The organism is Brytella acorum (genome assembly GCF_029309905.1).
In the GTDB taxonomy this organism is placed as follows: Bacteria; Pseudomonadota; Alphaproteobacteria; order Acetobacterales; family Acetobacteraceae; genus Brytella; species Brytella acorum.
This window is the reverse complement of the sequence record NZ_JARBJP010000002.1, coordinates 314,088-327,213: the sequence shown is the minus strand read 5'-3', so window position 1 is coordinate 327,213 and position 13,126 is coordinate 314,088. Positions and strand designations below refer to the sequence as shown.

The 13,126-nt window shown below is 62.4% G+C and carries 13 protein-coding genes; 3 read left to right on the top strand and 10 right to left on the bottom strand.

The genetic code is table 11. The annotated features are described in order from the left end of the window. Positions 1-37 precede the first annotated feature (37 nt). From PWM43_RS04790 to alkB, 4 genes are all read right to left on the bottom strand, one after another. The gene (locus tag PWM43_RS04790) at positions 38-463 is read right to left on the bottom strand and encodes a hypothetical protein (protein WP_289841428.1); all 426 of its coding nucleotides are present in this window, start codon (positions 461-463) and stop codon (positions 38-40) included. Further along, entirely contained in the window at positions 460-1,695 is a 1,236-nt protein-coding gene (locus PWM43_RS04785) for a beta/alpha barrel domain-containing protein (protein ID WP_394356029.1), read from the bottom strand. Before PWM43_RS04785 ends, PWM43_RS04790 begins: the two co-directional genes overlap by 4 nt. Then, positions 1,695-3,086, bottom strand: a complete 1,392-nt coding sequence (locus tag PWM43_RS04780) for a class II 3-deoxy-7-phosphoheptulonate synthase (RefSeq protein ID WP_289841427.1) — start codon at positions 3,084-3,086, stop codon at positions 1,695-1,697. Before PWM43_RS04780 ends, PWM43_RS04785 begins: the two co-directional genes overlap by 1 nt. A gap of 151 nt (positions 3,087-3,237) precedes the next feature. Further along, positions 3,238-3,873, bottom strand: a complete 636-nt coding sequence (alkB, locus tag PWM43_RS04775; RefSeq protein WP_289841426.1) for a DNA oxidative demethylase AlkB — start codon at positions 3,871-3,873, stop codon at positions 3,238-3,240. Between the two features lie 144 nt (positions 3,874-4,017). Here alkB and PWM43_RS04770 point away from each other — a divergent pair, with 144 nt between their 5' ends. Then, positions 4,018-4,404 (top strand): hypothetical protein, encoded by a 387-nt coding sequence (locus PWM43_RS04770; RefSeq protein WP_289841425.1) that lies wholly within the window; start codon positions 4,018-4,020, stop codon positions 4,402-4,404. Positions 4,405-4,678: 274 nt separating this feature from the next. After that, on the top strand, positions 4,679-5,509 hold the full coding sequence (locus tag PWM43_RS04765; protein WP_289841424.1) for an alpha/beta fold hydrolase: 831 nt from the start codon (positions 4,679-4,681) through the stop codon (positions 5,507-5,509). Between the two features lie 11 nt (positions 5,510-5,520). On the opposite strand, the gene gorA is transcribed toward PWM43_RS04765, so the two are convergent. The 5 genes from gorA to PWM43_RS04740 all read right to left on the bottom strand — a co-directional run bounded on the left by gorA (position 5,521) and on the right by PWM43_RS04740 (position 11,948). Continuing rightward, on the bottom strand, positions 5,521-6,912 hold the full coding sequence (gene gorA / locus PWM43_RS04760; protein ID WP_289841423.1) for a glutathione-disulfide reductase: 1,392 nt from the start codon (positions 6,910-6,912) through the stop codon (positions 5,521-5,523). Positions 6,913-6,957: 45 nt separating this feature from the next. Continuing rightward, positions 6,958-7,818, bottom strand: coding sequence for a ferredoxin--NADP reductase (locus tag PWM43_RS04755; protein ID WP_394356043.1), 861 nt, complete (start codon positions 7,816-7,818; stop codon positions 6,958-6,960). Between the two features lie 130 nt (positions 7,819-7,948). Then, the gene (locus PWM43_RS04750) at positions 7,949-9,622 is read right to left on the bottom strand and encodes a S10 family peptidase (RefSeq protein WP_289841421.1); all 1,674 of its coding nucleotides are present in this window, start codon (positions 9,620-9,622) and stop codon (positions 7,949-7,951) included. A 133-nt stretch (positions 9,623-9,755) separates the two neighbouring features. After that, entirely contained in the window at positions 9,756-10,658 is a 903-nt protein-coding gene (locus PWM43_RS04745; RefSeq protein ID WP_289841420.1) for an MIP/aquaporin family protein, read from the bottom strand. Positions 10,659-10,715: 57 nt separating this feature from the next. Then, the gene (locus PWM43_RS04740; RefSeq protein ID WP_289841419.1) at positions 10,716-11,948 is read right to left on the bottom strand and encodes a NupC/NupG family nucleoside CNT transporter; all 1,233 of its coding nucleotides are present in this window, start codon (positions 11,946-11,948) and stop codon (positions 10,716-10,718) included. 180 nt (positions 11,949-12,128) lie between these two features. Between PWM43_RS04740 and PWM43_RS04735 the strand changes: the two genes are divergently transcribed. Then, the gene (locus PWM43_RS04735; protein ID WP_289841418.1) at positions 12,129-12,623 is read left to right on the top strand and encodes a glutathione peroxidase; all 495 of its coding nucleotides are present in this window, start codon (positions 12,129-12,131) and stop codon (positions 12,621-12,623) included. 36 nt (positions 12,624-12,659) lie between these two features. On the opposite strand, the gene PWM43_RS04730 is transcribed toward PWM43_RS04735, so the two are convergent. Further along, on the bottom strand, positions 12,660-13,091 hold the full coding sequence (locus tag PWM43_RS04730; protein WP_289841417.1) for a DUF4112 domain-containing protein: 432 nt from the start codon (positions 13,089-13,091) through the stop codon (positions 12,660-12,662). Between the last annotated feature and the right edge of the window lie 35 nt (positions 13,092-13,126).

Genomic DNA, 13,126 nt, shown 5'->3' with positions numbered 1-13,126 from the left:
CTCTATGCCGCGACCGCGCCGCTCTTTCCAGAGCGGACTACGCTTCGGCGGGATCTTCCGGCCGGTCATCCGTCAGGTCGTCGGGAAACTCATCCTCGTCAACGAGGCGACGGGGATCGATGGCGCGCCAGTCACGCTCCATGGCCGTCGCGGGCTGCGCCACGAAATCATCGAGTTCTGTCGTCGATTTCCATCCGTCGTCGCCCGCATCGACCACCACGGCGTCCTCACCGAAAGCGTACCACGCCTCCAGAACTTCGCGCCCGGTTACCCCCGACTGCCTGCAACGCTCGAGGCTGTCCCGAACATAGGCGCGTGCAAAGGCATTCGCATGCGGAAGATCGAGGAAGCCCTTGACCACTTCCACGACGCCGTCATCGTCGTCGGACGCGCCCGAAAGGTCGATGATGCGTACGGACCAGCCGCGATCTTCCTCCGGTGCTTCCATGGGATCATCACTCATTTCACGCCCCTTCCCTGTGAATCTGTCGGGTGCGCTTCGTAGCGACCGAGAAGGAACTCTCTCCCGACCTTGACGCGCGCGACACCGTCATAAGCGACGATATCGGCGGTCGCATAGGTTTCGTTCCACTGATTGGGAATGAACGAGCCGGTTCCGATCACGTCGATCGGCGCATGGGCATCCACCATGGCCATGCATTTTTCCGTACCGAAACCTGAAGACGCCACGATCTTCACGTGGGGAAAACCGGCCTGATCGAGCACTTCGCGCATGCGCCAGATCGCTGCCGCCGACACGCCCGTTCCCACGAGATTGCGCAGTTCCTGATCGGAGCGGTAACGCCGTATCGTGCCCGGCGTATGACGTTCAAGGACTGCATACGACTCCTGGGGATCAAGTCCTTCGAGGAAGCGGCCGCCATGGGTGTCGAGCCGCACGCTGAGGCGCCCCGCGGCCGCCAGATCCGGAAACCGGCGGCAAACGGCCAGGGCGTCCGTGACCTCCTGGCCGAAATAATCCACAAGAACGACCAGGTCTTCGTTGGGATAGACCTCGCGATACATTTCCGCCGCACGCACGGTACTGCCCGCATAGCCGATGAGGGCATGGGGCATGGTTCCCAGCCCGTGCGATCTCCCGAAGAACGGCGCCGTAACGTCATTGGCGTTGCCGATGAAGCCCTTGGCGCCATCGCGGCGTGCGGCTTCGGAGCCGACCGCGGCGCCATAAGCCATCATTTCCTGCATCATGTCCCCCGCGCAGTGACGGGCGTCCATCGCGAGAAACGCCACATGGGGCAGGATCAGGGACATCTGGTAGGCGTTATGCGCCGCCACGCAGCATGCGCCCATGCGCTGGAGGGCCAGCGTTTCCAGCGGCGCCAGTTTGGAAAACGCACCGGTGATATAGGCCAGTGGCTCGCCGGCCCCGACCCACGAGCTGTCGGGAAAAACCGCCCGGAAATCGATATCGATCCCCTGCTCGCGCGCGACATTTTCAAGCCACACCGAGAGGAAGCCGGTAGCCGCGATCACGGGGCGGCGGATGAACAGCGCGTATGTCACGCGACTTTCGCCGAAATGAGAGACGATGTCCTGCGTACGGTTGAAATAGGCGTCCGTGGATGCACCGATCGCTTTCGCATCCAGGAGTTTCTTCGGCCCCTCCGCGCGGCTCAGAGCCAACTCGATCGAAGCTCTGATCGCACCGTCTCCATTCCGCTGGGTTTCCATTACATGTTCCTTTCCGACGACGAGAAATGCCCCTTGAGTTCCTCGGCAAGCAAAAACGCCATTTCCAGCGACTGCTCGGCATTGAGGCGCGGATCACAGAACGTCTCGTAGCGCCCCGCCAGATCCGCTTCCGTCAGGCAGTGGGCACCGCCGACGCATTCGGTCACATTCTGGCCGGTCATCTCGACATGGATGCCGCCCGGACGGAGACCTGCCTCGCTGAAAACGTCGAAAAAGCCACGGACTTCCTGCAAAATCGCATCGAAAGAGCGCGTCTTGATCTTGTCGGCCGTCGAAATCGTATTGCCATGCATCGGATCGCAGAGCCACGTCACGGTGCGGCCCGTGCGGCGCACGGCTTCGAGCAGCGGCGGAAGATGCTCGCGCACCTTTGTCGCTCCCATACGCGAAATGAGCGTGATGCGTCCGGCTTCGTCCGCCGGATTGAGAATTTCGAGCAGCTTTTCGAGATCGGAGATCGTGGTCGTCGGACCGACCTTGATCCCGATGGGATTGCGCACACCGCGCAGGAACTCGACATGCGCCCCTTCGGGCTGGCGTGTACGATCGCCGATCCAGACAAAATGCGCCGAGCAGTCGTACCACTCGCCGCTCAGACTATCGACGCGCGTCAATGCCTGCTCGTAGGGAAGCAGAAGCGCCTCATGCGATGTATAGAAATCCGTCTCGTTGATCTGCGGCGCGGTCTGGTCGAACCCGCAGGCGCCCATGAACGACAGCGTCTCGTCAATGCGCTGGGCCAGATGGCGGTACCGTTCGGCGAGCGGCGAACGCTCGACAAAGCCGAGATTCCAGCGATGGACCTGATGCAGATTGGCATAGCCGCCCGAAGCAAAGGCGCGCAGCAGATTCATCACGCCCGCGGACTGGAAATAACCGGTCTCCATCCGGCGCGGGTCCGGCAGCCGCGTTTCCGCCGTGAATTCCGGACCGTTTATGATATCGCCCCGATAGCAGGGCAGCGTCACGCCGTTCTGGGTCTCGGTATCCGACGAGCGCGGCTTGGCGTACTGGCCCGCCATGCGCCCGATCTTCACGACCGGAACTTTCGCGGCGAATGTCAGGACCACAGCCATCTGTAGCAGCACGCGAAACGTATCGCGCACGATATCGGCCGTAAATTCGTTAAAGCTCTCCGCGCAAGCGCCGCCCTGGAGAACGAAAGCCTCGCCGCGCGCCGCCTTGGCAAGCTGCGCTTTAAGACGACGCGTCTCACCGGCGAAAACCAGCGGAGGATAACGACGCAGGCGAGCCTCGACGGTTTCGAGAAGCGCCGCATCATCATAGTGCGGCATCTGGCGGGCAGGGTGCGACCGCCAGCTCGACGGCGTCCAGCCGACGGGGACAGCAGGTGCGCGTTCGGCGTGCATGAAGTTTTTATCCTGTCACAAAGCACTTCGGGGGGCCGTTTATGCCGGGAAAACCGGCCGACGAACAGGCAAAAGAAACGTGTTCGCCCTGCCCGGCATCAAGGACGATCTCTTTTCGTCTCCCAACGGTCCTCACCGAGCCGCCGAAAGGTCAGATTATCCGGAACGTCAGATTATAACGAAACGCGCCCGTCAGGGGATGATGACCGGGCCGGACCGTGGACACTCCATGAAAAGCCAGCCTGGAAGCGCCGCCCCAGACGACCGCATCGCCATGTTCGAGAACGACGGACGTGGTGGGTGCGTCTCGTTCCAGCCCCCCGAACAGAAAACGCGCCGTCAATCCGAGAGAGAACGAGACAACCGGCGCCGACAGGTCGGGCTCGTCGCGGTCCTGATGAAGCCCCATGCGAGCGCCAGGGGCGTATCGGTTGATCAGACCGATCTGGGGGACAAAACCCGGATATCCCGCCTCACCGGCGACACGACCGGCAAGATCGCGAAGGAGCGTAGGCATGTCCGGCCAGGCCCGGTGCGTCAGCGGATCGTCTTCGAGATAGCGATAGCCCGACCGATCCGAATGCCAGCCATGGGTGCCGCAACTCGTCATGGCCGCCGAGAGGCGACCGCCGCGACGCGTGGTCAGCGTCCTGAACGGAGAAACGCTTGCCACGAAATTTATGGCCGCCAGAAGATCCGGCGCGGATTCGGCGATCGCTCCGGGCAGAAACCACGCGCCATCAGCCAGTTCGACGCGCCGCCGCAGGGTCGAAAGAAGATCAGACATGTCTTGTCTTCCACAAAAGCGCCTCGGCTCTTGAACCGGCGTCCCGAAGCCGTAATTATGACGCCGAGGGCGACATTCGTCCGCCACGAATGTTTCCAGCTCCCCCGCTGCCTGCTGCGGAGCCTATCATGAAAGGTCGCTCTCATGGCGATGCTCCGTTACGCACTTCCTCTCGCAGCCATTCTCACAGCCCTTCCCGCGGCGGCCCAGACCACCACGTCCCCCGGCACGCCCGCTCCGACCCGCCCCACGACGCAGGGCCAGACCCCGGCGAATGGCGGCGTCGAATATCGGGGAAGCGGCGAACACGTCACGGCGAAGGGCCGACACACGCTGCCGCCCGGCTATCAGGACGCACCTTCGACAGAGTTCCAGCACGGCCCGGACCCGGACCACCTCGACAAGATCCAGCGCGACGCCGTGACTGGTGCCGATCTCAGCAAATTCGGTTCGGCCTATGGCGCGAGCAACCCGACGCAGAGCGGCCAGCTCGGTGACGCGACCGGCAATGGCTGGGTCGCGCCGCGCTGAGGCCTTGTCGATCGGGAGCGCATCCAGCCCAGGATGGCGCCCCTGAGGGCCTTGTCTGATAAAATTCATAAAATGGGACCGACCGCGTTCTGATCGAGCGAAGGCGCAAGCCGGTTCGTTATCGTTCCACCACCCCGCCTCCCCGCACGTCGAACACTGGCCCTCCGCGCAACCCGCGCACGCTCTGACCGTTGGCCCCATTGGGTATACAGGACGGAACATGCAGGTGTCGCCGGGCTACCCCCCGACGACCTTTTCAGAGGAGGGTTAGGCCATGGGCTTCATCACCACACGGGACGGCATCAATCTGCACGTCAAGGACAGCGGCGTCGGACCCGCCGTTCTGCTGATCCACGGATGGCCGCTGACGGGCGATATGTGGGAGTATCAGACGCTGGCGCTTCAGGAAGCGGGCTATCGCGTCATTGCCTACGATCGTCGCGGCTTCGGGCAGTCGAGCCATCCGATCGGTCCCTATGATTACGACACGCTTGCCGAAGACCTGGCGACGATCATCAACACGCTGGAGCTTTCGGACGTAACGCTCGTCGGCTTTTCGATGGGCGGCGGCGAGGTCGCGCGCTACCTGTCGCGCCATGGAAGCGCGCTGGTCAGATCCACCGTGCTGATCTCAACGGTCCTGCCCGGGCTCATGCGATCCTCCGCCAATCCGGATGGGATCGATTTCGAACTGATCGCGGAAATGAAAAGCAGCATCCGCAAGGACCGCTTCCATTTCCTGCGCCAGTTCATGCGCACGTTCTACGGGGTGAGCACCCTTTTCCATCCCGTCAGCGACGCCATTCTAGACTGGTCTTTTCTCCTTGCCGTCATGGCAAGCCCGATGGCCACGCTCGAATGTATCGAAGCCTGGGGCACCACTGACTTCACGGCCGATATGCCAGCTTTCGCCGGAGTGCCGACGCTGGTGATTCACGGCACCGATGACAGCTGCGTCCCGGTGGAGATCTCCAGCGCCCGAGCCGCGCTGCTCATTCCGCATGCGCGTTTCACGACATATGAAAGCGCGCCTCATGGACTTTTTGCCAGCCACCATGAGCAGCTAAATTCGGATCTTCTCGGTTTTCTCGGCGCGAGGAGCTGATCGTTCGTTCCTCAGGACCCGGCCTGCGGGACGTGCCGCGTCGGCGTGCGCATCGTCACGATTTCTTCGGCCGTCGTCGGGTGAATGCCGATCGTATGGTCGAAGTCGTCCTTGGTCAGCTTCGCCGTAATCGCGATGGCAAGGCCCTGCATCAGCTCCGGGGCCGCATCGCCGATCATATGCGCGCCCAGAACGCGCTGCGTGCGCGCGCATACGACGAGCTTCATGAAGGTTTTGCGGGCGCGTCCGGTTATCGTCTGGCGCATCGGGCGGAACTGCGCGGTATAGATATCGAGTGACGTCTCCGCCGCGGCTTCGGCTTCCGTCAGGCCGACCGTCGCCAGAGGCTCGGAGAAGAAAACCGCCTTGGGCGTGGTTGCGAAAGACCAGTTGCGCGACTTCGCGGCGAACAGCCGGTCCGCAAGGATATGACCTTCGGCAATCGCGGTCGGGGTGAGATTGAACGTGTCCGTCACGTCTCCGATCGCGTAAATGTCCGGCTCCGACGTCTCGAACTGATTGTCCACGACGATACGACCGTCTGTCACGCCGATATTCGTCGTCTCCAGCCCCAGCTTCGCAATCGCCGGTTCGCGGCCCGTTGCAAAAAACACGCAGTCCGTCTCGATCGATGTTCCATCGGAAAGGGGAACGACGAAACCGCCCTCTTCTCCCCGTCGTATGTTCCGCGGAGAACACCCGGGATGGATGGTTATACCATATGTCGGGATCAGATCTGCCAGATGCTCGCGCAGTTCGTCGTCAAATCCGCGCAGGGGCAGAGGCTGGCGATAGATGAGATCGACCTGCGAACCGAGCCCCGCGAAAATCCCGGCGAATTCGACGCCGATATAGCCGCCGCCCACGATGCAGATCCGCTGCGGCCTTTCGGCCAAGTGAAAGGCGTCGTCCGAAACGATCGCAAGCTCGGCACCTGCGATGTCTGGCCGCACGGGATGCGAGCCCGTCGCGATGACAATCCGTCTGGCCCGCACCCTGACGGGTTCGGCTCCGGGATTAAGGTCGCCCGCGCCTATCTCGATGGTATGGGCGTCGATCAGTCGGGCATGACCTTCGAACAGCGCGACGCCCGCACGCTCGAGCATGGAGGTATAGATCCCGTTGAGACGGGCGATTTCGCGGTCTTTGGCCGCGATCAGGCGATCCCAGTGATGGGGACCGGCGTTCATGTCCCAGCCGAACGCCCGCGCATCGTCGGCCATGCCGCCATATTCGGCAGCATAAACCATCAGCTTCTTGGGCACGCAGCCCAGATTGACGCAGGTCCCGCCCCAGTGACGGGCCTCCGCCACGCCCACGCTCGCACCGTGCTGGGCGGCGATTCGTGCGCATCGCACACCGCCGGAGCCCGCCCCGATCACAAAAAGGTCGAACTCCTGCACGGCGGCACTCCTGACGGACGAAAAGAGATTAAGGGCCCGAAAGCCTCAACGCTGGACGAATGCCTTTTCAACCACATAGGCACCCTGATGGTTCATGTTGCCTTCGTCGAATCCCATGGCCAGCAGAAGCTTTTCAGTATCGGCGAGCATTTCCGGCGAGCCGCAGATCATGACACGGTCATGCTCCGGGTCCAGTTTCGGAATCCCCAGATCCTCGAAAATCTTGCCGTTTTCGAGCAATGTGGTGATGCGGTCCGTCACGGCGAAGTCCTCGCGCGTCACAGCGGGGTAGTAACGAAGCTTCTCGGCCACGTCCTCTCCCAGGAACTCGTGCTGCGGCAGTTCATGGCGGATATGGTTCGCATAGGCCAGTTCGCCCGACACACGCACCGTATGGCTGAGGACGACATTCTCATAACGCTCGTAAGCCTCAGGGTCCTTGATGAGGCTCATGAACGGCGCAAGGCCCGTGCCTGTCGAGAGGAAATACAGATTTCGGCCCGGACGCAGATTGTCGAGCAGCAGCGTGCCCACCGGCTTGCGGCCCACGAGAACGGTATCACCCACCTTGACGTGACGCAGACGCGACGTCAGCGGACCGTCCTCGACGGCGATCGAGAGAAATTCGAGATGCTCTTCGTAATTGGCCGAAGCGATCGAATAGGCGCGCAGGAGCGGCTTGCCCTCGACCTCGATGCCGATCATCGCGAACTGGCCGTTCTCGAACCGCAGGCCCGGATCACGCGTGCAGGTGAAGCTGAACAACCGATCCGTCCAGTGATGAACGGAAAGCACCTCGCAGGCGTGCAGATGCGCGTATTCCTTGCTCGGCGACGCGAGGCGATACTGACCCGGATGCCCTTCGTAAGGAACGATCCCCGTCAGAGGGGCGTCGATCACAGGCATCGGGTACGAAACGGAAGCGGACATGACGTAACTCTCTCGACGGAAGAGCGCGGCACGCCGCGCCTGAATGCGGCGGATGTTCTAGATCATTGATGACCGCTCTGTGAACCCCGCGCGCCTTTCCGCCGTATTATTTATGTGTACGCTCGATAAATGACGCCACGTTATCGTGCAATTCCCTGAGTGCGGGCGCGTGCGCATAGACCATATGCCCCGAACGATATTGCCTGATCTCGACGTTCTTCGCGAGGTCGCGCGGAATGGGCAGATGCCTCATCTCGTACACGCCCTCGAAATAGGGTGTGCCAAGATCGAAATACCCCTGGTTCAGCATGACTTGCAGAGCGGGATTCGCCTTCATGGCCGCAGCCAGATCAGGCAGCACGTTGGGCTCGCCGCGCGCCTGCCCCATCTGGTCGGGCTGTTTGTGAAGGAACGTCCAGCGGCCGATACTATGCGCGGTCAGCTTGTATTCTTCATAGCCGTCATCGAAGGCGGGATCGCCACCGAATTTGAGAGTATTGCGCGCGTAGTCGTTGAAAGCCGCGACATAGGCCGACTCCATGGCGGCTGACTGCGGATCGTAGCTCGGACGCTGGGCCAGCGGGTCCATGCTCGGTCCGGAGAACCGGCTGTCCAGACGCCCCGTATCCATACCCTCCGCACCGAGAAGCGTCTTCTCGAACTCGCCGCCATTCACGCGGAGATTGGCGCGCTTGAGATAATCGACCGGCAGTCCGGTATAGCCATGCAGCTTCTGGGCAACTTCATCGAGGCGCGCATCGGTGATGGCGGTGCCATCCTGAAGAGCTTCGGTATAATCCGTGAGCGCGAAATGCTCGACCTCACGCAAAAAGGCATCCAGATCCTGCGGCTGGTTCGGGAGCCTGTGATGATACCACGCGGTCGCGGCGAAGCTCGGCAGCGCCAGCACATAGGGCTGGTCCATGCTCGGGTTCATCTGGGGGCGATCCGGCCCGTTGGCATAGTTGAGGATCTGGGACAGCAGGATCACGCCGTTGAGATCGATTCCTTTCCGCTCGGACAGCATATTGGCGACGATCGCCGAACGGGTCGTGCCGTAGCTCTCGCCAAACAGATATTTCGGCGAGTTGTAGCGCCCGTGGCGTGCGAGGAACTGCGCGATGAAATCCGTGAACGCCGCGGCATCCGGGTCCGTGCCATAGAACGCCTTCGCGCCATCCCTGCCCATGACGCGACCATAGCCGGTGCCGGGCGCATCGATGAAAACGAGATCCGTTACATCCAGAAGCGAGTCATCGTTGTTGATGACCTGATAAGGGGCAGCGGGCGTATGGCTGTCATCGGCCGTGACCACGCGCCTGGGTCCGAAAGCTCCGATATGCAGCCATACCGTCGCCGATCCGGGTCCGCCATTATAGACGAAGGTGATCGGACGGCTTTCGGCCTTCGCGCCTTTCCTGAAGTAAGCCGTGTAGAAAACAGAGGCTTTCGCGTCCAGCGGCCTGGCTTCCGGACCATCGGGCGTCCCCGGATTCGCATCATCCCAGCCGTCGGGATGGATGATCAGCGTCCCGGCCTCAGCCTGATAGGGAATGACTTTTCCACGCACGGTAACTGTTCCGTCCGACAGGACATGCTGCGGATGGGACAGAAACGCCGAAGCTTCGGGATGCGGTCCGGCACCTGGTCCCGGTGGGGGCGGAGGCGGACCGGGAGGTCCGCCCGGCGGGGGCGCCGCCAGAGCCGTCGCCGCGGTCAGCGCAGCGGCCAATGAGGCAAGAACCGCGAGATTGCGCAATGCCAGTTTCCGATGCCGCATGAAGTCCCCTTCGCCAGATTTTCTCGCCGTCATGAGAGCAAGTTTCAACCGATCCGCGGGTCAGGGCAACCCTGTTGCGGCAGCGAAATTACATGATCTTCCGGGAATTATGTAACATCCTCGCGGCCCGCACTCAGGAATGCGCGCCTGTATTCTCACGCCGGAGGAACGCCGGAAGAAGATAGGGCGCCCGCCCGCCATGACCGAAATAGGCCCGGCGCGCTTCCGCGATCTGCAACTTGCCGAAAACCTCAAGCCGTATCAGCGCCATGACAAGCAGCACACCCGCCGCCGGCCCCACGGCATAGACCCAGAAATCACGCCATGCGCCGGTAAAGACGGCAGGGCCGAGACTGCGCGCAAAATTCGTGCTGTCACCGGAAAGCCAGCTCTCGAACGGATTGAGAATGAAAAACAGCGGACCTGCGACGAACGCCGTCAGGATTTGCAGGCGTGGACGGGCGCCGGTGTAAAGAATGCAGCCCACGAGAATGGCGGTCGTGCCGCACTCCCCCAGTGCCGCGGCGACCGCGGGCACCATCGGATAGGGCATCGTCGCCGCATAGTTTCCCGCCGCGCACCATGCGCCCCAGCGGGGCCAGATCTGCCCCGCGAACGCTACGAGAGCCACACCCGAGACCGCACCTCCACATTGCGCCAGCACATAAAAAAAGCAGTCCAGCCACGCGAAGCGCCGGGATAGCGAAAAGGCCAGACTGACGGAAGGGCTGAGATGCGCGCCACTCACCCGTCCGAACGGAGAAAACGCGGCAATCGTACTGGCAAAACCGAAACAGAAACCTTCGAGCGCCGCGATCAGATCCGGATGGACGGAAAGACTCCGCGCGAACGGGCTGAGCGGCGAGCCGACCACGACGTTGCTGGCCACGCCGCAGATCATGAGGATCATGGTCGCCACCCACTCGCAGCCATAGAGTCGCCAGTGCAGAAGGACATCGGGATGGGGACGTCCCGAAAGCGGGCGATCCAGCGGATGAGGATAGGCCTCCGTCGTCTGCACGCTGTTTTCCGCCATGTTTTCCCCTGCCTCCGTCACACCTCTTCGTTTCGCTGACTAGTCGGGCTCTGAACCTCAGGCAATGAACATGCCCGCGATCGTGGCGCTCATGGCGTTCGACAGCGTTCCAGCCAGAACGCAACGCAACGCCTTGCGGGCGATGAAAGCCCGCCGTTCGGGCACGATACTCCCGAAAGCGCCGATCAGAATGCCGATGCTCGACAGGTTTGCGAACCCGCAAAGCGCGAACGAGACGATCGCGATCGTGCGGCCCGACAGCGCGTGCGCCTGAATCACCGGCGACAGACCGACATAGGCGACAAACTCGTTGAAGGCGATTTTCTGCCCCAGAAAACCGGCCGCCTGGATGCACTCCCCGGCGGGAACGCCGATAATCCACGCCAGGGGCGCGAGAACGAAGCCAAGCCCATATTGCAGACTCAGATGCCTCAGCCCAACCCACAGGCCCAGATGACCCAGCGCCCCGTCGATCAGCGCGATAAGACCCACGAATGCGACCAGCATGGCCCCGACCGCGACCGCCACGCGAGCGCCACTCATCGCGCCGTCCGCGACGGCGTCGAACAATGTTTCGCTCCGGACTTCCGCCCTGGGCATCGGAGCGGACTCCGCCGCGCGCGATACGGGCTCAAGAAGCCGTGCAAAAAGCAGACCGCCGGGAATCGCCATGAAGGAAGCGGCAAGCAGATAGGGCATGGGCACCCCAAGCGCGGCATAGGCGGCGAGCACGGAACCCGCCACGGACGCCGTGCCGGAACACATCACGGCGAAAAGCTCGGCTTCCGTCATTTCATGCAGGAACGGCGCGAGCGCGACGGGGATTTCACTCTGCCCGAGAAAGATCGTGAGAACGGCCGCAAAGGATTCGAGCGCCGTCGTGCCCAGAACACGGCGCAATCCCCCGCCGATGAGGCGCGCCATCCCCTGCATGACGCCCCAGTGGTACAGCACCGCCATGAGCGCCGAGACATAGACGATCGCGGGCAACACCCGGAAGGCGAAGACATAGCCGTCATGACCGAACACGGCATCCATATGAGGCCCGACGAGGCCGCCGAACAGGAAGGCGGCGCCCACCTGCCCATAGGAAAGCACCGCATCCACGCCGCCCGCCAGAGCGCCGAACAGCGCGCGTCCCCAGGGCACGAAAAGCGCGAGGGCGCCGATGGCTATCTGGATGGAAAGCGCCACGGCCACCTGCCTGCGGTCGATCCCGCGTCGGTTCGACGAAAAAAGAACGCCGATGGCGAGCAGGACGGCTATTCCGAGGATTCCGCGCCAGATCATATGAGCTTCTTGTCATGCATGGTGCGGAACTGTGTCGCCAGTGATACGACCTGTCCAGACGCGACCGGCTTCAAGATCTTGGCGCGTCCGAATCCCCCGCGTATGAAAGTCCCTCCCTGGACCAGATACCGGGCTAGACCAGACACCGGGGCTTCGCGCCGGACGCAAGGAGCATGACACGTGACGACGGTTTATGATTTTTCGCTTCCCGGCCTGGATGGTGAAACGGTCATCGACCTCTCAGCCTATCGCGGCCAGCCGATTCTCATCGCCAACACGGCGTCGAAATGCGGCTTCACACCTCAGTATGAAGGTCTGCAATACGACTGGTCCCATTATGGCAACGGCGGCGGCGGCCTCACCGTCATCGGCGTTCCAAGCAATGATTTCGGCAAGCAGGAGCCCGGCGACGCCCAGGAGATCGGCGTGACCTGCTACAAGAATTACGGCGTCACCTTTCCGATGGCCGCGAAAGCCCATGTTCGTGGCCCGCAAACGATCCCGCTGTTCCGCTGGCTGGCCGAACAGGGCGGCATTCTGTCGCGCCCGCGATGGAATTTTTACAAATATCTCATCGGGCGCGATGGCCGCCTGCACTCGTGGCATACGCCCCTGACCACACCCGATGGTAGTCGCATGATCCGCCAGATCCAGCGCGTCCTGCTCGATCGCTGAGGGGGACGCGCCAAGGGTTGGGCTGTGTCGCGGGGTTCACGCCCGACGACGCAGCTCGGCGTCGATCAGCGCCATGTTCCGCAGATCGGCCTTGAAGACGGTATCGAACACGTCTCCGGCGATCGGCACGAGGCCGATGCTCGCCTCGATCGCGACGTTGAGCATCATCCGGCGCAGGATGGAACGTGACACGCCCAGTCTCCATGCTTCCCAGACGATATAAAGCGAAAGCGCGAGCTGCACGGCATCCCCGCCGCCCGGCACGAGATCGAGCAGCGTATCGACGCCGAACCGCGTCCGGATACCGGGCAGACGGAACGCGCCGTTCAGAAGCCAGGCCAGCCGCCGCAGCCGGTCGAGGCGACGCGCCAGATCTGCGCTGTCCTTGACGCCATCGATGTGCATGGCGCTGATCCGGGGCACCGCATGACGAGCGGCCACTCTTCCAATCCCTGCGAGATGGGACATGCTCTTTTCGTATCTCCCCTTGCCGCCCCGCTCCT

Bases quoted from the DNA above. Each gene is read 5' to 3' on its own strand.
- PWM43_RS04785 (WP_394356029.1), bottom strand. From the start codon at position 1,695: ATGGAAACCCAGCGGAATGGAGACGGTGCGATCAGAGCTTCGATCGAG.
- PWM43_RS04745 (WP_289841420.1), bottom strand. From the start codon at position 10,658: ATGGCGGAAAACAGCGTGCAGACGACGGAGGCCTATCCTCATCCGCTG.
- PWM43_RS04765 (WP_289841424.1), top strand. From the start codon at position 4,679: ATGGGCTTCATCACCACACGGGACGGCATCAATCTGCACGTCAAGGAC.
- PWM43_RS04790 (WP_289841428.1), bottom strand. From the start codon at position 463: ATGAGTGATGATCCCATGGAAGCACCGGAGGAAGATCGCGGCTGGTCC.
- PWM43_RS04770 (WP_289841425.1), top strand. From the start codon at position 4,018: ATGGCGATGCTCCGTTACGCACTTCCTCTCGCAGCCATTCTCACAGCC.
- PWM43_RS04730 (WP_289841417.1), bottom strand. From the start codon at position 13,091: ATGTCCCATCTCGCAGGGATTGGAAGAGTGGCCGCTCGTCATGCGGTG.
- PWM43_RS04755 (WP_394356043.1), bottom strand. From the start codon at position 7,818: ATGCCTGTGATCGACGCCCCTCTGACGGGGATCGTTCCTTACGAAGGG.
- PWM43_RS04780 (WP_289841427.1), bottom strand. From the start codon at position 3,086: ATGCACGCCGAACGCGCACCTGCTGTCCCCGTCGGCTGGACGCCGTCG.
- PWM43_RS04740 (WP_289841419.1), bottom strand. From the start codon at position 11,948: ATGATCTGGCGCGGAATCCTCGGAATAGCCGTCCTGCTCGCCATCGGC.
- PWM43_RS04750 (WP_289841421.1), bottom strand. From the start codon at position 9,622: ATGCGGCATCGGAAACTGGCATTGCGCAATCTCGCGGTTCTTGCCTCA.
- alkB (WP_289841426.1), bottom strand. From the start codon at position 3,873: ATGTCTGATCTTCTTTCGACCCTGCGGCGGCGCGTCGAACTGGCTGAT.